General features: G+C 72.4%; 21 protein-coding genes. 15 read left to right on the forward strand and 6 right to left on the reverse strand.

What is annotated here, in order from left to right:
• Window positions 1–245: 245 nt before the first annotated feature.
• The 4 genes from ACIBKX_RS06985 to ACIBKX_RS07000 all read left to right on the forward strand — a co-directional run bounded on the left by ACIBKX_RS06985 (window position 246) and on the right by ACIBKX_RS07000 (window position 2,533).
• Window positions 246–896, forward strand: coding sequence for an RNA polymerase sigma factor (locus tag ACIBKX_RS06985; protein WP_363270857.1), 651 nt, complete (start codon window positions 246–248; stop codon window positions 894–896).
• A complete protein-coding gene (locus ACIBKX_RS06990; RefSeq protein ID WP_363270858.1) occupies window positions 893–1,555 on the forward strand; it encodes a hypothetical protein in 663 nt (220 codons plus the stop codon). The genes ACIBKX_RS06985 and ACIBKX_RS06990 overlap by 4 nt, the downstream gene beginning before the upstream one ends.
• A 126-nt stretch (window positions 1,556–1,681) precedes the next feature.
• Complete coding sequence (locus ACIBKX_RS06995; protein ID WP_363270859.1) at window positions 1,682–2,074, forward strand: hypothetical protein; 393 nt, start codon at window positions 1,682–1,684, stop codon at window positions 2,072–2,074.
• 66 nt (window positions 2,075–2,140) lie between these two features.
• Window positions 2,141–2,533 (forward strand): peptidase M23, encoded by a 393-nt coding sequence (locus tag ACIBKX_RS07000; RefSeq protein ID WP_363270860.1) that lies wholly within the window; start codon window positions 2,141–2,143, stop codon window positions 2,531–2,533.
• A 95-nt stretch (window positions 2,534–2,628) separates the two neighbouring features.
• Here the strand turns inward: ACIBKX_RS07000 and ACIBKX_RS07005 are convergent, their stop codons facing one another.
• Window positions 2,629–4,053, reverse strand: a complete 1,425-nt coding sequence (locus ACIBKX_RS07005; protein WP_363270861.1) for an NAD(P)/FAD-dependent oxidoreductase — start codon at window positions 4,051–4,053, stop codon at window positions 2,629–2,631.
• Window positions 4,054–4,194: 141 nt separating this feature from the next.
• Here ACIBKX_RS07005 and trxA point away from each other — a divergent pair, with 141 nt between their 5' ends.
• Window positions 4,195–4,590 (forward strand): thioredoxin, encoded by a 396-nt coding sequence (trxA, locus tag ACIBKX_RS07010; protein ID WP_363270862.1) that lies wholly within the window; start codon window positions 4,195–4,197, stop codon window positions 4,588–4,590.
• A gap of 33 nt (window positions 4,591–4,623) precedes the next feature.
• Here the strand turns inward: trxA and ACIBKX_RS07015 are convergent, their stop codons facing one another.
• Entirely contained in the window at window positions 4,624–5,697 is a 1,074-nt protein-coding gene (locus ACIBKX_RS07015; RefSeq protein WP_363271163.1) for a LacI family DNA-binding transcriptional regulator, read from the reverse strand.
• 181 nt (window positions 5,698–5,878) lie between these two features.
• On the opposite strand from ACIBKX_RS07015, the gene ACIBKX_RS07020 reads away from it, so the two are divergent.
• A complete protein-coding gene (locus ACIBKX_RS07020) occupies window positions 5,879–7,285 on the forward strand; it encodes an amidase (protein ID WP_363270863.1) in 1,407 nt (468 codons plus the stop codon).
• Here the strand turns inward: ACIBKX_RS07020 and ACIBKX_RS07025 are convergent.
• Window positions 7,282–8,349, reverse strand: coding sequence for a glycosyl hydrolase family 18 protein (locus ACIBKX_RS07025; RefSeq protein ID WP_363270864.1), 1,068 nt, complete (start codon window positions 8,347–8,349; stop codon window positions 7,282–7,284). The two genes, ACIBKX_RS07020 and ACIBKX_RS07025, sit on opposite strands and share 4 nt — an antisense overlap.
• 71 nt (window positions 8,350–8,420) lie before the next feature.
• On the opposite strand from ACIBKX_RS07025, the gene ACIBKX_RS07030 reads away from it, so the two are divergent.
• Window positions 8,421–8,879 (forward strand): type II toxin-antitoxin system PemK/MazF family toxin, encoded by a 459-nt coding sequence (locus ACIBKX_RS07030; protein WP_399375673.1) that lies wholly within the window; start codon window positions 8,421–8,423, stop codon window positions 8,877–8,879.
• A 24-nt stretch (window positions 8,880–8,903) separates the two neighbouring features.
• Here ACIBKX_RS07030 and ACIBKX_RS07035 read toward each other — a convergent pair whose 3' ends face one another.
• Entirely contained in the window at window positions 8,904–9,746 is an 843-nt protein-coding gene (locus tag ACIBKX_RS07035) for a TIGR02452 family protein (protein ID WP_363270865.1), read from the reverse strand.
• A 245-nt stretch (window positions 9,747–9,991) separates the two neighbouring features.
• On the opposite strand from ACIBKX_RS07035, the gene egtA reads away from it, so the two are divergent.
• The 4 genes from egtA to egtD are packed head-to-tail and all read left to right on the forward strand — an operon-like array spanning window position 9,992 to window position 14,404.
• Entirely contained in the window at window positions 9,992–11,353 is a 1,362-nt protein-coding gene (gene egtA / locus ACIBKX_RS07040) for an ergothioneine biosynthesis glutamate--cysteine ligase EgtA (RefSeq protein WP_363270866.1), read from the forward strand.
• Window positions 11,350–12,690 (forward strand): ergothioneine biosynthesis protein EgtB, encoded by a 1,341-nt coding sequence (gene egtB, locus ACIBKX_RS07045; protein ID WP_363270867.1) that lies wholly within the window; start codon window positions 11,350–11,352, stop codon window positions 12,688–12,690. The genes egtA and egtB overlap by 4 nt, the downstream gene beginning before the upstream one ends.
• Window positions 12,690–13,445, forward strand: coding sequence for an ergothioneine biosynthesis protein EgtC (gene egtC / locus ACIBKX_RS07050; RefSeq protein WP_363270868.1), 756 nt, complete (start codon window positions 12,690–12,692; stop codon window positions 13,443–13,445). The genes egtB and egtC overlap by 1 nt, the downstream gene beginning before the upstream one ends.
• Complete coding sequence (gene egtD / locus ACIBKX_RS07055) at window positions 13,442–14,404, forward strand: L-histidine N(alpha)-methyltransferase (RefSeq protein ID WP_363270869.1); 963 nt, start codon at window positions 13,442–13,444, stop codon at window positions 14,402–14,404. The genes egtC and egtD overlap by 4 nt, the downstream gene beginning before the upstream one ends.
• 50 nt (window positions 14,405–14,454) lie before the next feature.
• On the opposite strand, the gene ACIBKX_RS07060 is transcribed toward egtD, so the two are convergent.
• The gene (locus ACIBKX_RS07060) at window positions 14,455–15,723 is read right to left on the reverse strand and encodes an extracellular solute-binding protein (protein ID WP_399375674.1); all 1,269 of its coding nucleotides are present in this window, start codon (window positions 15,721–15,723) and stop codon (window positions 14,455–14,457) included.
• Window positions 15,724–15,993: 270 nt separating this feature from the next.
• Here ACIBKX_RS07060 and ACIBKX_RS07065 point away from each other — a divergent pair, with 270 nt between their 5' ends.
• Window positions 15,994–16,215: a dodecin gene (locus ACIBKX_RS07065; RefSeq protein ID WP_363270871.1), complete on the forward strand. Its 222-nt coding sequence runs from the start codon at window positions 15,994–15,996 to the stop codon at window positions 16,213–16,215.
• A gap of 14 nt (window positions 16,216–16,229) precedes the next feature.
• On the opposite strand, the gene ACIBKX_RS07070 is transcribed toward ACIBKX_RS07065, so the two are convergent.
• A complete protein-coding gene (locus ACIBKX_RS07070; RefSeq protein WP_363270872.1) occupies window positions 16,230–16,718 on the reverse strand; it encodes a hypothetical protein in 489 nt (162 codons plus the stop codon).
• A gap of 78 nt (window positions 16,719–16,796) precedes the next feature.
• Between ACIBKX_RS07070 and ACIBKX_RS07075 the strand changes: the two genes are divergently transcribed.
• The 3 genes from ACIBKX_RS07075 (at window position 16,797) to ACIBKX_RS07085 (ending at window position 21,306) form a co-directional block, all read left to right on the forward strand.
• Window positions 16,797–17,810, forward strand: a complete 1,014-nt coding sequence (locus ACIBKX_RS07075) for an LLM class flavin-dependent oxidoreductase (protein WP_363270873.1) — start codon at window positions 16,797–16,799, stop codon at window positions 17,808–17,810.
• A gap of 42 nt (window positions 17,811–17,852) precedes the next feature.
• Window positions 17,853–20,222: an excinuclease ABC subunit UvrA gene (locus ACIBKX_RS07080; protein WP_363270874.1), complete on the forward strand. Its 2,370-nt coding sequence runs from the start codon at window positions 17,853–17,855 to the stop codon at window positions 20,220–20,222.
• A gap of 211 nt (window positions 20,223–20,433) precedes the next feature.
• A complete protein-coding gene (locus tag ACIBKX_RS07085) occupies window positions 20,434–21,306 on the forward strand; it encodes a glycoside hydrolase family 16 protein (RefSeq protein WP_363270875.1) in 873 nt (290 codons plus the stop codon).
• Window positions 21,307–21,333 lie beyond the last annotated feature (27 nt).

The raw sequence follows: 21,333 nt of genomic DNA on the forward strand, positions 1-21,333 counted from the left end.
CCGATCTTCGACCTGGTCGACTACGGCGTCGTCGGCGACCTCTTCGACGTCGTCCCCGCCCTCACCGAAGAGGTCAAGACCCGCAAGGGCTGACCCGTAGTACCCCCTGCGATGCCCTCGTCCGACGCCACTCCGGACGAGGGCATCCGCGTATTCACGAGGGCATCGACGTACTCGCGTTGGCCCGCACCTTCATGACGGACCATCAGATTGATACGGGCGCCACTGGGTAGCTTCCTGCCGCGATGCCCAATGAGCCCCAACGGCCCCCAGAGCCCAAAGAGCCCCCGCCCGGCAAGTCCCCGTTCGACGACCTCTTCTGCGGGCTGCTGCCCCGGCTGTACCGCAGAGCCGTGATGATCTCCGGTTCCCGGCAGCTCGCCGAGGACGCGGTGCACGAGGCGTATCTCAAGCTGGCGGGCCGCCCCGAGCGGCTGCTCTCCCATCCCGAGCCCTACGCCTACGCCTTCTCGGCGCTGATGAGTGCCGTGCGGGACACGTACCGCAAGGAGCGGCGGCAGGTCCTCGTCGACGACGTCGAGCGGGACACCGGGCCGGGAGCCGTCGGCGCCGCCTGGGACGGCGGCATCGAGCGGCGGCAGGGCGAGTTGGAGGCCGTACGGTTGCTGAGCAGGCTGTCGGCGCGGCAGGCGGGGGTGGTCATCCTCGTCGACCTCGACGGCTACACCATCGACCAGGCGGCGAAGATCATGAAGGTGCACCGGGGCACGGCGGCCCGGCACCGCGCCCGGGCCCTCGACAGCCTGCGCGGCCTGCTCGACGGGTCACCGCCGCTCGACGGGTCACCGCCGCTCGACGAGTCGCCGCGCACGGCGCAGGATGACCGGCGGACATCGGGATCCGGGCAACGACGCGAGGACGGGAGGTCGTCATGAACGCAGTTCCGGACCCGCTGGGCCCGCCTCCCGCCGAGGACCCGGCCGACGGCGCCGGAATCCCGGCCGAGGACGCCACAGTCGCCGCGCTGCGGACCCAACTGCGCGCGGCTGACCGGGAGATCGAGGTCCCGTACGGCCTGTGGGAGCGGATCCAGGCCGATGCCCCCGCCAAGCGCCGCCGCTCCTGGAGCGACCGCCTTCCCGCGCTCGGCGGCGCGGGGAGCGAACGCCGCCCCCGCTGGTCCCTGGTGCTCGCGGCGGTCCTGGTCGGCGTGGTCGCGCTGGGCTCCTGGTGGCTGGTCCGCCCGAGCACGGACCCCGAACCGGCGCCGCCCGCAGGCACCCGCCCGGTGACCGTCACGGTGCACAACGCCGAGTCCGCCTGCCGTGAACTGCGCACGCTGGAATGCGCGTTGCGCGTCGCGAAGGATCCGCACGAGCAGTACGCCGCGCCGGGCAACCGCGCGGCCCGCGTCTGGCACGGCGACCGCGTCGAGGCGCTGTGCGTCGTCACGGACGGCACCCTCGTACGGGACGAGCAGGGCATCACGTCCACCCGCTGGTATCTGGTGCGCACCGCGCGGGGCACGGAGGGCTGGCTCCCCGGCGTCCGTACGCGCAACAGCGCGGAGGTGCCGGACTGCGACGGTTCCTGACGCCGGGTGTTGAGGTGACACACCATCAGCACGCATGTGATGTACGCCACATGATTTGGTGTCATACAGCGGGAGTCCGCCCGTCGTGTAGCGCGTGAGAAGTACGCACTACACGGGGAGAACGACATGAGCGTACGTACCTTGCTGACCGGCGGCGTGGCCGCCGCCGCACTGGCCGTCGGCGGTCTGGCGGTGACGGCGGGCAGCGCGTCCGCCGAGCCGGCGCCGAAGGCCGGCGCGGCTGCCGCGTTCACCGTCTGGGCGACCGACGTGAACGTCCGGGACAACCCGCAGTCCCCCGCGACCTGCGACGGCTTCCCGTCGCCGGGGAACTGCCCGACGGTGTCCGGGAAGTTGCAGCCGGGGCAGCAGTTCGAGGCCAAGTGCCAGCGCAAGGGCGAGACGGTGAGCGGCAACGAGTGGTGGGTCTTCATCGAGCGGGGCGACTCGCGCGGCTGGATCGCCAGCTACTTCGTGGACACGCCCGACGACCAGCTGCCCGGCGTACCGGTCTGCTGACACCGGCAGCCGGCACCCACAGCTGACACCGACATGCGCGATCAACCGACCAACGGGGAGAAGGACATGAGGATTCTGCGGAACACAGGGCGGAACGTGGCGCTGGCCGCGGCCGTCGGAGCGCTGGCACTGGCGGCACCTGCGGCCGCCTCCGCCGATTCGGCACCGGGGCACGTCGCTGCGGCCGAACAGGCCAATGCGGGCAAGGAAGTCCAGGTCTGGGCCAGCAACGTGCGGCTGCACGTCGAGCCGTCCGTCGGTTCGCCGTCGCCGACCACCTTCGGGCCCGGCAAGCTGATCGACTTCTGCCAGAAGCTGGGCGACCACGTCTCCGAGCCCGGCCAGGGCTCCAGCAGCTGGTGGTCCTACGTGGAGCTGCCCGGCGGCAGCGACACCCTGTGGATCAGCAACGTCTATCTCGTGGGTGGCGAGAAGATCGAGGGCGTACCGGACTGCTGACGCACCCTCACCAAAACCGCGGTGATCACGAGGACCGCGAGCCCTCCCGCCGCCTCCACCGGACGGCGGGAGGGCTCGCCCCTCATACGTCCCCGCTACCCCCGATACGCCTCCAGCAGCCGCAGCCACACCTCACTCACCGTCGGATACGCCGGAACCGCGTGCCACAGCCGGTCGATCGGCACCTCGCCCGCGATCGCGACCGTCGCCGAGTGGATGAGCTCGCCGACGCCGGGGCCCACGAAGGTCACGCCCAGCAGCACATTCCGGTCGAGGTCGACGATCATCCGGGCGCGGCCCTCATAGCCGTCCGCGTAGAGGCCCGCTCCCGCCACGCCCGCGATGTCCTGGTCGACGGCGCGCACGCGGTGTCCCGCGGCCTCCGCCTCGGCGAGGGTGAGGCCCGCCGACGCCGCCTCGGGGTCGGTGAAGACGACCTGCGGGACGGCCGCGTGGTCGGCGGTGGCGGAGTGGGCTCCCCAGCGGTCGGTCTCCAGGAGGGGGACGCCCTGCGCGCGGGCGGTGATCGCGGCGCCCGCGATCCGGGCCTGGTACTTGCCCTGGTGGGTGAGGAGCGCGCGGTGGTTGGCGTCGCCCACCGCGTAGAGCCAGTCACTGCCCTGGACGCGCAGGCTCTCGTCGACCGGCAGCCACGAGCCCGGCTCCAGGCCGATCGTGTCCAGGCCCAGGTCGTCGGTGCGCGGGGCGCGGCCCGTGGCGAAGAGGATCTCGTCGGCGTCGAGCGTGCTCCCGTCGGAGAGGGTCGCCGTGACCGTGCCGTTCTCGCGCCGCACCGCCGTGACGGAGACGCCCGTCCGTACCTGCGCGCCCGCCTCCGTCAGCGCCTTGGTGACCAGTTCCCCCGCGAAGGGCTCCATGCGCGGCAGCAGCCCCTCGCCCCGCACGAGCACCGTGACCTGCGCGCCGAGCGCCTGCCAGGCGGTGGCCATCTCTACGGCGACGACGCCTCCGCCGACCACCGTGAGGCGGCCCGGCACATAGTCGGAGCTGGTGGCCTCGCGGCTCGTCCAGGGCTTGACGTCGGCGATGCCGGGCAGGTCGGGCAGGGCCGCGCGGGTGCCGGTGCAGACCGCGACGGCGTGCCGTGCGGTGAGCGTCTCCTGGGGCCCGTCGGGGTCGGTGACGGTCACCCGGCGGGGGCCCGCGATACGGCCGTGGCCCCGGTAGAGATCCACGCCGATGCCGTCCAGCCAGCCGACCTGGCCGTCGTCCTTCCAGTGCGAGGTGTAGTCGTCGCGGTGCGCGAGGACCGCCGCGGCGTCCAGCGGACCCTGCACCGACTGGCGCAGCCCCGGCACCTTGCGCGCGTCCGCACGCGCGATGACCGGCCGCAGCAGCGCCTTGCTCGGCATGCACGCCCAGTAGGAGCATTCACCCCCGACCAGCTCGCTCTCTACGACCGCCACGCTCAGCCCGCCGGCGCGGGCCCGGTCCGCGACGTTCTCCCCCACGGGACCGGCGCCCAGGACCACTACGTCGTACGCCTTTGAATCCGTCATGGAAGCCAGTGTGGTCCCAGGTGTGCGACGAGGCCACATGGGTACGCGCGCGGAGCGGCACCGGTCGCGGACGGAATACGTCCACGGCCCGGGCCGTTGTGCAAGGCGGCTTCACCCGATACCAGGAAGAGGGAAACAACCATGAGCAGCACGACTGTGGAGCTCACCAAGGAGAACTTCGACCAGACGGTCACGGACAACGAGTTCGTCCTGATCGACTTCTGGGCGTCCTGGTGCGGTCCGTGCCGGTCGTTCGCGCCCGTCTACGAGAAGGCCGCAGAGGCCAACCCCGACCTGGTCTTCGGGAAGGTGGACACGGAGGCGCAGCCCGAGCTCGCGGCGGCCTTCGGCATCCAGTCGATCCCGACGCTCATGATCGTCCGCGACCAGGTGGCCGTGTTCGCGCAGCCCGGCGCGCTCCCGGAGGCCGCTCTGGAGGACGTGATCGGGCAGGCCAGGAAGCTGGACATGGACGAGGTCCGCAAGTCGGTCGCCGAGGAGCAGGCCAAGGAGCAGGCGAAGCAGCAGGAGCAGTAGGCCGCGGCTGCCGGCCCCTGAGCGCCCGGAACGTCAGCTGGACCCGCGGTGCACGGCCGTCGCGCCGAGCACGTCGTGCACCTCGGGTTCGAGCGCCGGTTCGCGCACCGTCCGGTCGACCAGCTCCGCGAGCCCCTGGCCCGACGGCAGCTCGATGCGGACGGTGCTGAGCCGGGGCCGCAGCAGTCTGCCGAGCATCAGGTCGTCGGCGCCGATGAGCGCGGTCTCCTCGGGTACGCCGATTCCCTCGTCCTGGAGCGCCCTCATCAGCAGCATCGCGAACTCGTCGTTGTACGTGAACACCGCGTCGACGCCGAGCTCGCGCCAGCCCGCGGCGAGCCGCGCCGCCGACTCCTCGTCGTAGGCGAGGGGCAGCTCCGTCATTCCGGCGTCCGTGCCGTTCAGTGCGGCGCGGACGCCTTCGACGCGTGGCCGTGCGAACGGTTCGAGGCCGGGGTCGGCGGGGACCACGACGCCGATGTGCCGCCTGCCCCGCGCCAGGAGGTGCTCGGCGGCGCACTGCCCCACCTTGCGCTGATCCATCAGCAGCGCGTGCGCGCCCTCGGCCCGCTGCGGGCCGAGCGTGAAGACGGCCTTGGCGCCCGACCTCTTCAGTACGTTCACACCGCGCGCCCCGAGCGCCGACGCGTCGGGGGCGAGCACCGCGACCGGGCGCAGCTCGGCCCAGGCGCGGGCCGCGTCCTCGCCGGTCAGACCCAGGCTGCCGTACTGCACGACGGTGTAGTCGAACCGGCTGAGCGCCCACTGCAGCTCGTTGAAGAACTCGCTGAAGAGCGGGCCCACCGGGATCTGCGGCGTCGGCATCAGGACCACGCGGGTGTGCCCGGCGCGCAGGCTGCGGGCGGCGGCGTGCGGGACGTACCCGAGTTCCTTGGCGGCCGCGTGGACACGGCGGCGGGTGGGTTCGCTGATGCGGACGGCGCTGGTGTTGTTGAGGACGTACGAGACGGTCGCGCGCGAGACTCCGGCGAGGCGGGCGACGTCGGCACTCGTCGGCACGGAGTTTGGCACGGAGTGCTGCGTGGACGGCTGCCCGGGCTGCGGTGCCGGCTGCTGTGTCGGCTGCTGATTCGGTATCTGCACCATGTCGGGGTTCATCTTTCCAGACCCCTCAGGGGCGCCCCCAGGCGGGCGTCCGGGCGCTCCGGGCCCCCGTCGGGCGCTCCCCCGGAGGCGTGCGCGGCGTGAACTTCCCTGCCCGCGTTCCGCGTTGCCCCCGCGCCGGTTAGCGTGCGTGCACCTGTCCACTGATCAAAGGTGCCCCCACATGACTGCCGACCGTGCCGACGGCCTGGAGCGGACCGCCCGCGCGCTGGCCGCCGGAGAAGTGACCTCGCGCGCGCTGACCGAGCGGACGCTGGCCCGGATCGAGGCCTCGCAGCCGGTGCTCAACGCCTTCAAGCTGGTCCGCGCGGACGCCGCGCTCGCCGAGGCGGACGCCGCCGACCGGGAGTTGGCGGCGGGCGCCACGGGGCGGCCGCTGCTCGGTGTGCCGATCGCCGTGAAGGACGACACCGACATCGCGGGCGAGCCGACCGCCTTCGGCTGCCGGGGCGACTTCCCGCCGAAGAAGGAGGACGCCGAGTCGGTGCGCAGGCTGCGGGCGGCCGGGGCGGTGATCGTCGGCAAGACCAACACCTGTGAGCTGGGGCAGTGGCCGTTCACGGAGGGGCCAGGCTTCGGGGACACCCGTAATCCCTGGCACACCGGGCACACACCGGGCGGTTCGTCGGGCGGCTCGGCGGCCGCCGTGGCCGCGGGCCTGGTCCCGGCCGCGCTCGGCTCGGACGGCGCGGGCTCGGTGCGCATCCCCGCCGCCTGGACGCATCTGGTCGGGATCAAGCCGCAGCGCGGCCGCATCTCCACCTGGCCCTGGCCGGAGGCGTTCAACGGCATCACCGTCAACGGTCCGCTGGCCAGGACCGTCGCCGACGCGGCGCTGCTCCTGGACGCGGCGAGCGGCAACCACGAGGGCGACCGGCACAAGCCGCCCGCCATCAGCGCCACCGAGGCGGCGACCCGCGAGCCGGGGCGGCTGCGGATCGCGCTCTCCCTGCGGATGCCGTTCACCGCGACGCCCAAGCGGCTCGACCCCGTGGTGCGGCGCAAGGTGATCGTCCTCGCGGACCGGCTCGCGGCGCTCGGGCACGACGTCGAGGAGGCCGATCCGCGCTACGGGCAGATCGGCCTCGACTTCGTGCCGCGTGCCACGGCCGGCATCGCCGACTGGGCCGCAGAGGTGCCCGACCCCCGGCTGCTCGACCCGCGCACCAAGGACGCCGTCCGCCTGGGCCGCGTCCTCGGCGGTGCGCCGCTGCGTCTGGCCAAGCGTGCCGAAGGCGCCCTGCACCGCCGCGTGGGTGCGATCTTCCGGACGTACGACGTGGTCCTCGCGCCCACCACGGCCGCTCCCCCGCCCCGCATCGGCACCCTGGCCAAGCTGAACGGCTGGCGCACCGACCAGGCGATGATCGCCGCGTGCCCCTACGCCTGGCCGTGGAACGTGCTCGGCTGGCCCGGCGTCAACGTGCCCGCGGGGCGCGTGGGCGACGGGCTTCCGGTCGGCGCCCAGCTGCTCGGCCCGGCGGGCAGCGAGCCGCTCCTGGTGTCGCTGGCCGCGCAGTTGGAGGCGGACCGGCGCTGGTACGAGGAGTGGCCCGCGGTTGCCGGCTAGCCCTTGGCCAGCGTCCGCCACAGGGCCGGGTCCTCGAAGCCGATGGCCCACAGGACCGTGTGGCGGACGCCGTACTTCCGCAGGACCGGCAGATGGGCGGCCGTGCCGCGGGCGTCCTGGTACCAGACGGTGCGCTTCTTGCCGCCTTCCCGGTACGTGAAGTGGGGTGTGCTCGACTCGGGGTCGAGGCGGTAGGGCGCGCCGACCCGGCGGCGCAGGGCCTCCGCCTCCTTCCAGGTGACGTGCTTGGCGCGGGCGGTGCTGCCGACGCCCCAGTCCCAGCCGTAGCCGGGCAGGCCCATCTCCAGTTTGCGGGCGGGGACTTCGGCGGTGGCGCGGCGCAGGATCTCCTCGTACCAGGCGGGCGACGAGAGCGGTCCCGGCGAGCCCTCGGCCCAGTGCTGGTCGTAGGCCATGATGCGCATCCGGTCGGCGGCGGCGCCGATCCTGCGGTAGTCCCAGACCCGCCCGCTGATCCGCGTCTTCGGCGAGACGGTGATGACGCACTGCTTGCGCAGCGCGTGCAGCCGCGCGCACAGGTCGGTCACGAGCGTCGCGTACCCGGTGCGCACCTTCTTGTAGGCGGCGTCGCCGGTGGGCGCGATGGTCTCGTAGTCCAGGTCGAGTCCGTCGTACGCACGGCTGCGTACGACGCGGAGCAGCGTGTCGATGTGCCGTGCGCGGCGGTTCTTGTCGGTGACGACGGACGCGAGCGCGCCGGGGCTCATCCGCTCCATGACGGTCGGTACGACCTTGACGCCCGCCTTGTGGAGCCCGGCGATGATCCGGCGCGAGCCCGCCCCGGTGTGGCCGTCCACCCGTCCGGCCGATTTCGCCTGGTACCAGAAGGGGCTGACGGTGTGCAGTTGGCCGGCGTGGCGCAGGGCGTTCTTGTACGCGGCTTCCTGGTCCCAGTAGGGGAGCCACCCGGAGACGGTGCGCGGGGGCGGTGCGAAGGGCGCCGCGGGGGCGGGCGGCGGCGGGACCGCGGCGGCAAGTGCCGCGCCGCACAGGGCGAGCAGGCCGGCGGCCCGTGCGTGCTGGAGGTGTCGTGGGGGTGCCATGGCCCGAGCCTGCGGCTCACCGGCCGGACCCGCCCTGCGGGTTGGGCCAGTCAGGCTCTACGGTGGCCCGCGTGACTGCCGACACCGAAGAACCGCAGATGTCCGCGAACCCGGGCCGCACCGGCCGCACCGCGACGACCGAGGCCGAACCGTCCGAGGTGGGCCGCGTGCGCACGACGTACGCGCCCGCCCATGACGGCGATCCCGACCCCGGCGAGATCGTCTGGACGTGGGTTCCGTACGAGGAGAACGACGGGCGGGGCAAGGACCGCCCGGTCCTGGTCGTCGCGCGCGAGGACCGGGGCACGCTGCTCGCCGTGCAGTTGTCGAGCAAGCGGCATGACGGGGACCAGGAGTGGGTGCCGATCGGCAGCGGGCCCTGGGACCGCGAGGGCCGTGACTCGTGGGTCGACATCGACCGGGTGCTTCGGGTGCACGACCAGGGCATGCGGCGTGAGGCGTGCGCCATCGACCGGATGCGGTTCAACCTGGTCGTGCGGCGGCTCCAGGAGCGGTACGGCTGGCGCTGAGCCGTCAGATCCGGCTCCGAGCCGTCACGCCCGGCTCCCGGCCACCATGTCGGCGAAGGCCCGCTCGAAGGCGCTCCGCGTCACCGTCCCGCGCGTGCGGTCGAGCACCCCGAAGACGATGTGCTCGAAGGTTCCGTGGAACCGGCCGCCTTCCTCGAACTGGACGAGGAACGCGTCCGCCACGTCCGCCGGGTCGTTCTGGAAGACTCCGCAGCCCCACGCGCCGAGCACCAGCCTGCGGTAGCCGCAGGCCACGGCGGTCTCCAGGACCCGCTCGGCGCGATGGGCGACGGCGCCCGGAAGCCAGTCGGCGCGCTCCGGAGTCTGCCGTCTGACCACGCCCGCGTTCGGCGCCGCCGCGGTCAGGAAGCCGACGGCGTACGCCTCGTCGAGGAGCCGTCCGCGGTCGTCGCGGAAGACCGGGACGCCCGGCGAGTGGATGACGCGGTCGCTGTAGAACGGGTCTCGGTGGGCGCGGTGGTGGTCGTAGAACTCCCTGGCCGACCGCACGCACGTGTACAGCGCGGAGGCCCGGCACAGGGCCTCCTCCTGCGCCTGCGCCCCGTTCAGATAGCCACCGCCCGGATTGCGCGCCGAGGAGAAGTTCAGCACGGCCACCGGCCCGCCGCCCGTCCCCGTGAGGCGGTGCGCCGCCTCCAAGCTGCTCTCCGGGGTGACCTCGATTACCGTGGATGTCGGCTCGGGCGGTGTCATCGGCACCGCCGCGGGCCCGAACATCCGCGTGCCGGAGCGCGCGGCGTCCACCTCTGGTGCGATCACCACTTCGCGGCCACCGGCGGTGACGTAACGCCCCGCCGCGACGATCTCCTCGGTCTGCTGCGCGATCCCGCGCAGGCGGGCACTCACCCTCGCTCCCCCGTCCTGTCCCCCGACTCGTACATGAACGCATGGTGAGCTGTTCGCATCGTCCGTCGCAACAGAATTGCCGTGCACCGGCGCGACCAGAGGGGCACTCTTGTGCGAACGGCCGACAACGTCTTGGGTGGGACGAGCACTGCCGATCCGGGCCAACTCAGTCCATCCCATATCGAGTTGGCCGGGTGGTCCACAACCGATGGACCAGGCGGAACCGTGAACAGGAGGATCCCTGCATGCCCGAGGGAGACTGTACGACGTACCGCGCCAAGTACGGCACCGCGGTATCCGAGGCCGAGGCGGAGGCGCTGGTCAGCGGCATCTGCTTCAAGACAGGACCACCTCGCGCCACCGGTGTCGAACTGGAATGGCTGATCCATGAGCCGAACCGGCTCCGCGACCCCGTGTCCACCGCCCGCCTCGAAGCGGCCTACGCCGCACTGCGGGCCCTGCCCCTGCACTCCCTGATCACCGTCGAACCGGGCGGCCAGCTGGAGCTCAGCTCGCTCCCCGCCGCCTCGCTGATGGAGTGCGTGTCGGCCGTCTCGGCCGATCTGTCCGTCGTACGCGAACGACTGGACTCCCTGAATCTGACGCTCACCGGCCTCGGTGCCGATCCCTGGCGTCCGCCGCACCGCATCCTGCACCGGCCGCGCTACGACGCCATGGAGTGCCATCTCGACCGTGCGGGTCCCGCGGGCCGGCGCATGATGTGCTCCACCGCGTCCGTGCAGATCTGCCTGGACGCGGGGCACGAGGAGCCGGGCCCGCTCGGCTACGGACGGCGCTGGCGGCTCGCGCATCTGCTCGGCGCGGTCCTGGTCGCCGCGTTCGCCAACTCGCCGCTCCAGGACGGGCGCGCCACCGGCTGGCGCTCCACCCGGCAGGCCGTCTGGGCCGCCATCGATCCGGGCACGTCGGCGGCCCCGCCGCTGGACATGGAGCCACGGGCGGCCTGGACGCGGCACGCCCTGGACGCGCCGGTGATGTGCGTCAGGACGGAGGAGGCGGGGGCGGACTGGGCCGCGCCGGAGGACCTGACGTTCCGCGCCTGGGCCCGCTCGGGCGTGCCGCGTCCGCCCACCCGTGAGGACCTCGACTACCACCTGACCACCCTCTTCCCGCCGGTACGGCCGCGCGGCCATCTGGAGCTGCGGATGGTCGACGCCCAGCCGGGCGCCGACGGCTGGATCGTGCCGCTCGCGGTGACGAGCGCGCTGTTCGACGACCCGCAGGCCGCCGAGACCGCGTACCGCACGGTCAAGCCGCTGGCCGAGCGTGCCTGCCCGCCGGGCGCGCCCACGGCGCCGCGCAGCCCGCTGTGGCTGGACGCCGCCCGGCTCGGGATGACCGACCCGGAGCTGCGCGAGGCCGCGGCGGCCTGTTTCGCCGCCGCCGTCGACGCGCTGCCCCGGATGGGTGCGAGCACGCGGGTGCGGGACGCCGTCGCCGCGTACGCCGAGCGGTACGTCGCGCGGGGCCGCTGCCCTGCGGACGATCTGCTGGACCAGCACCTCGCGAACAGCTGGCCGTGGGACCTCGATCCCGCTTCCGCGAACGAGACCGAGACCGAGACCGAGAAGGGCAGCCTCCGATGACCGGAACCGTCAGCGACCCCGAGTCCCTTCGGGAGCGCGCCCTGGCGGCACTGCTCGCCGCCAGGGACCGCACCTCCCTCCTCACCACGTGCGTCGAGGACCCCGAACTCACCGCGCAGCACTCGCCGTTGATGTCACCGCTGGTCTGGGACCTCGCGCACATCGGCAACCAGGAGGAGCTGTGGCTGCTGCGGGCGGTGGCGGGACGTGACGCCATGCGGCCCGAGATCGACGGACTGTACGACGCCTTCGAGCATCCCCGCGCCGAGCGGCCGAGCCTGCCGCTGCTCGCTCCCGCCGAGGCCCGCAGCTATGCGGCCGAGGTGCGCGGGCGGGCGCTCGACGTCCTGGAGAGCACCCCGTTCCGCGGCTCTCCGCTGACCGACGCGGGCTTCGCGTTCGGCATGATCGCGCAGCATGAACAGCAGCACGACGAGACGATGCTGATCACGCATCAGCTCCGCTCGGGCCCGACGGCGCTCACCGCCCCGGATCCCGCGCCGTCGCCGCCGTTCACGGGCCCGCCCGAAGTCCTCGTACCCGGCGGCCCGTTCACGATGGGCACGTCCACTGAACCGTGGGCGCTGGACAACGAACGTCCCGCGCACCACCGCGTCGTGCCGCCATTCTTCATCGACACGACGCCGGTGACCAACGCCGACTACCAGCTCTTCATCGCCGACGGCGGCTACGACGAGCAGCGGTGGTGGGCCCCGGCGGGCTGGGACATGATCCGGGCCAACAAGCTCTCGGCGCCGCTGTTCTGGCGCCGCGAGGCCGGTCAGTGGCTGCGCCGTCACTTCGGGACGGTGGAGGCGGTGCCGCCGGACGAGCCGGTGCTGCACGTGAGTTGGTACGAGGCGGACGCGTACGCCCGCTGGGCGGGCCGGCGGCTGCCCAGCGAGGAGGAGTGGGAGAAGGCGGCCCGGCACGATCCGGTGTCCGGTCGCTCGATGCGCTATCCGTGGGGCGACGCGGACCCCACCCCGGAGCGCGCGAACCTGGGCCAGCGGCATCTGCGGCCCGCGCCCGCGGGAAGCTATCCGGCCGGGGAATCGCCGCTCGGTGTCCGCCAGTTGATCGGCGACGTGTGGGAGTGGACGTCCAGCGACTTCCTGCCGTATCCGGGCTTCGCCGCGTTCCCGTACCGCGAGTACTCGGACGTGTTCTTCGGCGGTGACTACAAGGTGCTGCGCGGCGGGGCGTTCTCCGTGGACCAGGTGGCCTGCCGGGGCACGTTCCGCAACTGGGACCATCCGGTGCGGCGGCAGATCTTCTCCGGGTTCCGCACGGCACGCGACGCGGGGCCGGGCCCCGGTGCGACGGGGGTGTCCTGATGTGCCGTCATCTCGCCTTCCTGGGGCCTGAGCAGCCGCTGGGCAAGCTGCTCGTGGAGCCCGCGCACAGTCTGTTCCGGCAGTCCTGGGCGCCGCGGCAGCAGCGGTACGGCACGGTCAACGCGGACGGCTTCGGCGTGGGCTGGTACGCCGAGGGCGATCCGGTGCCCGCGCGCTATCGCCGTACCGGGCCGATCTGGGGCGACCAGTCCTTCGCCGACCTCGCCCGTGTCGTCCGGTCCGGGGCGCTGATCGCCGCGGTGCGCGATGCCACGGTGGCGGGCGCGGACGGGGAGGCCGCGGCGGCGCCCTTCGCGTCCGGGCCGTGGCTGTTCAGCCACAACGGCGCCGTGACGGGCTGGCCGCGCTCGCTCGCCCCGGTGGCCGAGGGCCTCCCGGCCGCCGAACTGCTCTCCCTGGAGGCGCGCTGCGACTCCGCGCTGGTGTGGGCGCTCGTCCTGCACCGGCTGCGCGGGGGCGACGAGGAGGGCCAGGCCCTGGCCGACACCGTCGTCGAGGTCGCCGAGGCGGCCCCCGGATCGCGCCTCAATCTCCTGCTCACCAACGGCGAGACGATCGCCGCGACCGCCTGGGGCGACACCCTCTGGTACCTCGCCGAACCGGGCCGCCGCACCGTCGTGGCCTCCGAGCCCTACGACGACGATCCGCACTGGCGCCAGGTGCCCGACCGCACGCTGCTCGCCGCCAGCCGTACCGATGTCCTGCTGACCCCGCTCAAGGAGCCCACTGCGTGAGCCCGTTCCTGCTGACCCGCACCCTGCCCGAGGACGCCACCGACGCCGCCCTGCGCGCCGACGTCCTGCACGGCCTCACCCGCCTGCCCAAGACGCTGCCGCCGAAGTGGTTCTACGACGCACGCGGCAGCGCGCTCTTCGACGAGATCACCACGCTGCCCGAGTACTACCCGACGCGCGCCGAGCGGGAGATCCTGCAGACCCGCGCGGCGGAGATCGCCGAGGTGACGGACGCGCGGACGCTGATCGAGCTGGGCTCCGGATCGTCGGAGAAGACCCGCCATCTGATCGACGCGCTTCCCTCGCTGCGGACGTACGTCCCGGTGGACGTGAGCGAGAGCGCGCTGACGGGCGCCGCGAACACCCTGCTCGCCTCGCGTCCGGCGCTGGACGTGCACGCCCTGATCGCCGACTTCACCCGCGGCCTCGCCCTGCCGGGCACGCCGGGCCCCCGCCTGGTGGCGTTCCTCGGCGGCACGATCGGCAACCTGCTGCCGGCCGAGCGCGCCGCGTTCCTCTCGTCCGTACGGGCGCTGCTGTCCCCCGGGGACGCGCTGCTGCTCGGCACGGACCTGGTGAAGGACGAGTCGGTGCTCGTGTCGGCGTACGACGACGGGGCGGGCGTCACGGCGGCGTTCAACAAGAACGTCCTGACCGTCATCAACCGCGAACTGGACGCCGACTTCGATCCCGACGCGTTCTCGCACGTCGCCGTCTGGGACCGCGAGCACGAGTGGATCGAGATGCGGCTGCGGTCGCTCGCGGCGCAGACGGTGAAGATCCCGGCGCTCGACCTGGCGGTCGACTTCGAGCGCCACGAGGAGATGCGGACGGAGATCTCGGCGAAGTTCCGGGAGGAGGGAGTACGCACGGAACTGGCCGCGGCGGACCTGAAGCTGACGCATTGGTGGACGGACGAGAGGGGCCGCTTCGCGCTGTCGCTGAGTGTGGCGGGGTAGGGCTCGCGGCTCGTCCCGTCCGGCGGCTGAGCGGCCCCCTCACGGCCCGCTCACGGCCCGCTCACGTCCAGCTCTGCGGTGATCCGGCGCGAGGCCTTCCGGGCCTCCGCCGCCGGATCACCCCCGCCGAGCACCTTGGACATGTACGCCTTGATGGGGTTGTCCGCCTCCACGGCGGCCCACTCCGGGGAGGCCGGGGTCGCGCGACCCCGCGCCGCGCCCGCCGCCATCGCGGCAACCCCCTCCTCCCCGGAGACGACCGAGGCGAGGGTCGTCTTGTTCGGGACGTAGTTCATCGTCCGGGCCAGCTCCGTCTGCCACTTCCGGCCCGCCAGCGCCTCGATCACGGCGACCGCACCCTTGCGGTCGTCCGTGCGCCCCCGCACGACGAGATCGGAGCCGCCGGTGAAGACGGCCCCCGGCTTCGCCGCCGTCTTCCCGGGGATGGGGAAGTAGCCGAGTTTCCCCTTCAGCTCGGGGTTCTTCGCCTCGATCGCCCGCGCCGTGCCCGGCACGGCGACGATCTGCGCCACGTCACCGCCCGCGAACACCCCGGCCTGCGGCGGATGCTCCTCGTCCGCGTCACGGGGGCCCGACCCCAGCGCCTGGAGCCGCCGGTAGAACTCCATGCCGCGCAGTGCCGCGGGCGAGTGCAGGCCGCCCTTCCAGACGCCGTTCGACTCCTCGGCGAGGTCGCCGCCCTCGTCCCAGATGAAGCCGGACAGGGTGTACCAGTCCTGGCCCGCGAGGTAGATGCCCTGATTTCCCCCGGAGTTGAGCCGCTCCGTGTCGGCGAGCCACTGCTCCCGCGTCTTCGGGGGTTCCTTGATGCCGGCCCGCGCGAAGAGGTCCTTGTTGTAGATGACGACACGGTTGGCCGCGTACCAGGGCACCCCGTACTGACTGCCGTTGTACCGCCCCGGCTCGGCGAGACCCGGCAGCCAGTCCTTCATCCCGAGGTCGCGCGCGCTCTCCAGGGTGAGGTCGTAGAGGCCGCCCTCATCGACGTACTGGGCGACCTGCGTATTGCCGACCTCGATGACGTCGGGACCGTCCTCCGCCTTCAGCGCGGCCTTGACCTTGTCGCCGATGCCGGTCCACTCCTGGATGCGTATCTCCAGGTCGATGTCGGCGTGCCGCTCCTCGAAGTCCGCGGTGAACCGCTTGATGAAGCCTGCCGACGCGCTGTCCTTCATCAGCCACACGGTGACCGTCCGCTTCTCCTGCGCACCGCCCGGCAGCACCCCGCATCCGGGGAGCAGCGCGGTGACGGCGAGGACGAGGGACAGGGGCGCGACGGCATGGCGGAGCGGTCTCACGTGGGTCACTTTCTTCCTGCGGACAGGGGAAGGTCGGCCCGACGTGGGGGTGAGCGCATGGCTCGAACGGGTACGGCTGGATTTTGGTCTGTACCAATGGGCGGGTCAAGAGGAAAGCAGTGATCCGGTACGTCGATCAGGCGCCCGGAACCGTGCCCTCGGACGCCCTGCCCTCGCCCACCGCCTCGCGCACCGCCGCGTGGTGGGGCACGGTGGAGTGACGTCACCGCAGTGCCGTGACACCACCGCACGGAGGAGAGGAACCCTCTGATGTCCAACCACACCTACCGGGTCACCGAGATCGTCGGAACCTCGCACGAGGGCGTCGACCAGGCGATCCGCAACGGCATCGCGCGCGCCTCGCAGACGCTGCGCTCACTGGACTGGTTCGAGGTCACCCAGGTGCGCGGCCACATCGAGAACGGGCAGATCGAGCACTACCAGGTCGGCCTGAAGGTCGGATTCCGTCTGGAGGACGGCGACAGCGCCTGACCGCCTGCGGCAGATCACGTCCGCCCTTCCCGCTCCTGGGCGTCCTTGAGCGCGGCGGACGTGCTCGCCCAGCGTGCCCGGACGACCTTGAAGCCAGCGCGCTCGGCCTCGTCGCACACCAGCTCGTCGTCGTCCACGAGCATCCGGACCTCCCGCGTCCGGGCGATCTTCCGGAGGATCTCCAGCTTGGTGCGGCGCGCGGGCCGCCGGTCGTCGTTGCGCCGCATCCAGATCCGCCCCTGGGGCAGCCCCTGTGCCGCGAGCCACGCCACGGTGTCCTCGCGGCACCGCTCGGGCCTGCCCGTCAGATAGACGACCGCGCACTCCTCGGCGCTCTCCAGGGCCAGCGCCACGCCCCGCTCCAGCGGCGGATCGTCCGGCGCCGCGGCGAAGAAGGCGGCCCAGTCCCGCGGCTTGCGCTCCAGGAAGCGCTGCCGGTGCGCCGTGTCCGCGAGGGTGCCGTCCAGGTCGAATACGGCCAGTGGCCTGCTGTCTTCCGTCACGGGCCCAGCGTAGGCAATGCCACGGGAGCCCACCCGGCCGCGCGGGAATCCTGGCGGCGCCCAGGCGTTGAACCTTGCGTGAGCTCAGTGATCGAATCAACCCGGTTCTCCGTACTCGACCGTTCCCGCACCCGTGAGGGGCACGACGGGCCCGAGGCCCTGCGTGACACCGTGCGGCTCGCCCGGGAGGTCGAGGCGCTGGGCTACCACCGTTTCTGGGTGTCCGAGCACCACGGTGTGCCGGGGGTCGCCGGATCCGCGCCCACCGTGCTGGCCTCGGCCGTCGCCGCGGCGACCCGGAGCATTCGGGTCGGCACGGGCGGTGTGATGCTGCCGAACCATCAACCGCTCGTCGTCGCCGAGCAGTTCGGGGTGCTCGAATCACTCTTCCCCGGCCGGATCGACATGGGGCTCGGCCGCTCGGTCGGGTTCACCGACGGGGTGCGCAAGGCGCTGGGCAGGGACAAGCACGACGCCGGGGACTTCGCGGCACAGCTCGCCGAGCTGCTCGGCTGGTTCCGCGGCACCTCGGACACGGGAGTGCGCGCGCGGCCCGCCGAGGGCCTCACCGTCCCGCCGTTCGTCCTCGCCATCGGCGAGGGCGCCACCATCGCGGCCGAGGCCGGGCTCCCGATGGTCATCGGGGATCTCCGGAGCCGCGAGAAGATGCTCCGCGGCATCGACCACTACCGCGCGTCCTTCCGGCCGTCGGAGTGGTCCAGCGAGCCGTACGTCGTCGTCTCGGGCACGATCGCGGTGGCCGGCACGCCCGAGGAGGCCCGCCGTCTGCTGATCCCGGAGGCCTGGTCGATGGCGTACTCACGCACCCACGGCACGTTCCCGCCGCTGCCCCCGGCCGCGCGGATCGAGTCACCGGCGATGACGATGACCGAGAAGGAGCGCGGCTTCTACGCCTCCGGGCTCGAAGGGCACATCCACGGCACGGAGGAGCAGGTCGCCGACGAGCTGGAGACGCTGCTCAAGGCGAGTGGCGCACAGGAGGTGCTGCTCACGACGAGTACGTACGACCGGGAGGGCCTGATCGACTCCTACCGGCGGCTCGCCCGGGTCGCGGGTCTGACCGCGACCTAGAATCGTGGGGTTTGCCCCCGAGCCGCGTACGGAGTCCGCCCCATGCACAGCCCCCACGATCCGTACGTACGCGTGCGGGGTGCCCGTGAGCACAACCTGCGGAACGTCGACGTCGACATTCCGCGTGACGTGCTCGCGGTCTTCACCGGCGTCTCCGGCTCGGGGAAGTCGTCGCTCGCCTTCGGGACGGTCTACGCGGAGGCCCAGCGCCGCTACTTCGAGTCGGTCGCCCCGTACGCGCGAAGGCTGATCCACCAGGTGGGCGCGCCGGCCGTCGGGGAGATCACCGGGCTGCCGCCCGCCGTCTCGCTCCAGCAGCGGCGCGCGGCGCCCACGTCCCGGTCGTCCGTCGGCACGGTCACCAACCTCTCGAACTCGCTGCGCATGCTCTTCTCGCGGGCCGGCGACTATCCCGAGGGCGCCGAGCGGCTCGACTCGGACGCCTTCTCGCCGAACACGGCCGCCGGAGCCTGCCCTCAGTGCCACGGGCTCGGCCGGGTGCACCGGACGACCGAGGAGCTGCTCGTCCCCGATCCGGCCCTGTCGATCCGGGAGGGCGCGATCGCGGCCTGGCCCGGCGCCTGGCAGGGCAAGAACCTGCGCGACGTCCTGGACACCCTCGGGCACGACGTCGACCGGCCCTGGCGGGAGCTGCCGCAGCGGGACCGGGACTGGATCCTGTTCACGGACGAACAGCCGGTGGTGACCGTGCACCCGGTGCGGGACGCGGGCCGCATCCAACGCCCTTATCAGGGTACGTACATGAGCGCCCGGCGCTATGTCATGAAGACGTTCGCGGACTCCAAGAGCCAGACGCTGCGCACCAAGGCCGAGCGGTTCCTGGAGAGCGCCGACTGCCCGGCGTGCGGCGGCAGCAGGCTGCGGCCCGAGGCCCTCGCGGTCACCTTCGCGGGGCGCACGATCGCCGAGCTGGCCGCGCTTCCGCTGTCGGAACTCGCCAAGTGTCTTGAGGGCGCGGCGGGTTCGGAGGCGGCGCGGGTCCTGACCGCCGATCTGCTGGGCCGGATCGGCACGATCACCGAGCTGGGGCTCGGCTATGTGAGCCCGGACCGCGCGACGCCCACCCTCTCGACGGGCGAGCTGCAGCGGCTGCGCCTCGCCACCCAGCTGCGGTCGGGGCTCTTCGGGGTCGTGTACGTCCTGGACGAGCCGTCGGCAGGGCTGCATCCGGCGGACACGGAGTCGCTGCTCACCGTCCTGGACCGGCTCAAGGCCGCGGGGAACTCGGTGTTCGTCGTGGAGCACCACCTCGACGTCGTACGCCACGCGGACTGGCTCGTGGACGTGGGCCCGCACGCGGGTGAGCACGGCGGGCAGGTGCTGCACAGCGGGCCGGTGGCGGAGCTGGCGTCCGTCGCGGAATCCGCGACGGCCCGCTTCCTCTTCGGCCGCGCGCCTGCTCCGGTACGTGAGGTGCGTGCCCCGCGCGGCCGGCTGAAGGTCGGACCGGTCACCCGGCACAATCTGCGCGACGTCACGGCCGAGTTCCCGCTCGGCACCTTCACCGCCGTCACCGGCGTCTCCGGCTCGGGAAAGTCCACGCTCATCGGCGAGATCTCCGAGGAGCTGGACGGCGTGGGACGCCTTGTGTCCGTCGACCAGAAACCGATCGGCCGCACGCCCCGCTCCAACCTCGCCACCTACACCGGCCTCTTCGACGTCGTGCGCAAGGTCTTCGCGGCGACGGACGCGGCGCGCGAGCGGGGCTTCGGCGTCGGGCGGTTCTCGTTCAACGTGGCGGGCGGGCGGTGCGAGACCTGCCAGGGCGAGGGCTTCGTGAGCGTGGAGCTGCTCTTCCTGCCCAGCACCTACGCCCCGTGCCCCGACTGCGCGGGCGCGCGCTACAACCCCGAGACACTCCAAGTGACGTACCGGGGAAGGAACATCGCGGAGGTGCTCGACCTCACCGTCGAGGCCGCCGCCGAGTTCTTCGCCGACACCCCGGCCGCCGCCCGCAGCCTGCGGACGCTGCTCGACGTGGGGCTCGGCTATCTGCGGCTCGGCCAGCCCGCCACCGAGCTGTCCGGCGGCGAGGCCCAACGCATCAAGCTGGCCGGGGAGTTGCAGCGGGTGCGGCGCGGTCACACGCTGTACCTCCTGGACGAGCCGACGACCGGGCTGCACCCGGCGGACGTCGAGGTCCTGATGCGGCAGCTGCACGGGCTGGTCGACTCGGGTCACTCGGTGGTGGTGGTCGAGCACGACATGGCGGTGGTGGCGGGCGCGGACTGGGTGATCGACCTGGGCCCCGGCGGCGGTGACGAGGGCGGCAGGATCGTCGCGTGCGGGCCGCCGGCGGCGGTGGCCGAGGCCGCGGGGAGCCGTACGGCGCCTTATCTGGCGCGGGAGTTGACGCCCGGCTCGGCAGGTTGGTCCGCACCAACTCCTTGACGGCGTCTCGGGGCGTGCCTTAAATCAAGTACTGAACAAAGCAGGGCGAGGGATCGCCCGCCGCGTTCAGTTCTCGACACTGGTTTGGCATGCCCATGCCACTTTGGTTCCCCATACGCCGTGCTCCATCGGTTCCCCACAGGCCACGCTCCATCGCTCCCCATGGGCCATGCCCCATCGCCCCGCACCACCCCCCACGCGAAGCGAAGTGATGACAGTGCGTACATCCACCCGCCGCCGCACGGCCCTCGCGGCCGCTCTCGTCTGCGGTGCCGCCGCCCTGACCGCGATGCCGTCCGGCGCGTCGGCCGAACCCGCCGCCTCGGCCACGACGACCACCGCGGCCGCCACGTTCACCGACGACTTCGACGGCCCCGCCGGGTCGGCGGTCGACGGCTCCAAGTGGCAGATCGAGACCGGCGACAACGTCAACAACCACGAGCGGCAGTACTACACGTCGGGCAACAACAACGCGGCACTCGACGGCCAGGGCAACCTGGTCATCACGGCCCGCAAGGAGAATCCCGGCAACTACCAGTGCTGGTACGGAACGTGTGAGTACACATCGGCCCGGCTGAACACCGCGGGCAAGTTCACCCAGACGTACGGCCATGTCGAGGCCCGGATGAAGGTGCCGCGCGGTCAGGGCATGTGGCCCGCGTTCTGGATGCTGGGCGCCGACATCGGTGACGTGGGGTGGCCGCAGAGCGGCGAGATCGACGTGATGGAGAACGTGGGCTTCGAGCCGAGCACGGTCCACGGAACCCTGCACGGCCCGGGTTACTCCGGCTCCGGCGGCATCGGCGCGGGCTATACGCTGCCCGGCGGCGAGGCGTTCGCGGACAAGTTCCACACCTTCGCGGTGGACTGGTCGCCGAACAAGGTCACCTGGTCCGTCGACGGCAACGTCTACCAGACCCGCACCCCGGCGGACCTGGGCGGCAAGCAGTGGGTCTTCGACAAGCCGTTCTTCCTGATCCTGAACCTGGCGGTGGGCGGCTACTGGCCGGGCGACCCGGACGGCAGCACGACGTTCCCGCAGCAGCTGGTCGTCGACTACGTCCATGTGACCACCAACGACTAGGCCGCCCGGGGCCGCTGCGCAGGTGAG

This window comes from Streptomyces sp. NPDC050658 (assembly GCF_044457025.1).
Lineage (GTDB): Bacteria > Actinomycetota > Actinomycetes > Streptomycetales > Streptomycetaceae > Streptomyces.

Excerpts from the sequence above, each read along its gene's own strand:
- ACIBKX_RS06985 (WP_363270857.1), top strand. The coding sequence starts at position 246 with ATGCCCAATGAGCCCCAACGGCCCCCAGAGCCCAAAGAGCCCCCGCCC.
- ACIBKX_RS06990 (WP_363270858.1), top strand. The coding sequence starts at position 893 with ATGAACGCAGTTCCGGACCCGCTGGGCCCGCCTCCCGCCGAGGACCCG.
- ACIBKX_RS06995 (WP_363270859.1), top strand. The coding sequence starts at position 1,682 with ATGAGCGTACGTACCTTGCTGACCGGCGGCGTGGCCGCCGCCGCACTG.
- ACIBKX_RS07000 (WP_363270860.1), top strand. The coding sequence starts at position 2,141 with ATGAGGATTCTGCGGAACACAGGGCGGAACGTGGCGCTGGCCGCGGCC.
- ACIBKX_RS07005 (WP_363270861.1), bottom strand. The coding sequence starts at position 4,053 with ATGACGGATTCAAAGGCGTACGACGTAGTGGTCCTGGGCGCCGGTCCC.
- trxA (WP_363270862.1), top strand. The coding sequence starts at position 4,195 with ATGAGCAGCACGACTGTGGAGCTCACCAAGGAGAACTTCGACCAGACG.
- ACIBKX_RS07015 (WP_363271163.1), bottom strand. The coding sequence starts at position 5,697 with ATGGTGCAGATACCGAATCAGCAGCCGACACAGCAGCCGGCACCGCAG.
- ACIBKX_RS07020 (WP_363270863.1), top strand. The coding sequence starts at position 5,879 with ATGACTGCCGACCGTGCCGACGGCCTGGAGCGGACCGCCCGCGCGCTG.
- ACIBKX_RS07025 (WP_363270864.1), bottom strand. The coding sequence starts at position 8,349 with ATGGCACCCCCACGACACCTCCAGCACGCACGGGCCGCCGGCCTGCTC.
- egtA (WP_363270866.1), top strand. The coding sequence starts at position 9,992 with ATGCCCGAGGGAGACTGTACGACGTACCGCGCCAAGTACGGCACCGCG.
- egtB (WP_363270867.1), top strand. The coding sequence starts at position 11,350 with ATGACCGGAACCGTCAGCGACCCCGAGTCCCTTCGGGAGCGCGCCCTG.
- egtC (WP_363270868.1), top strand. The coding sequence starts at position 12,690 with ATGTGCCGTCATCTCGCCTTCCTGGGGCCTGAGCAGCCGCTGGGCAAG.
- ACIBKX_RS07065 (WP_363270871.1), top strand. The coding sequence starts at position 15,994 with ATGTCCAACCACACCTACCGGGTCACCGAGATCGTCGGAACCTCGCAC.
- ACIBKX_RS07080 (WP_363270874.1), top strand. The coding sequence starts at position 17,853 with ATGCACAGCCCCCACGATCCGTACGTACGCGTGCGGGGTGCCCGTGAG.
- ACIBKX_RS07085 (WP_363270875.1), top strand. The coding sequence starts at position 20,434 with ATGACAGTGCGTACATCCACCCGCCGCCGCACGGCCCTCGCGGCCGCT.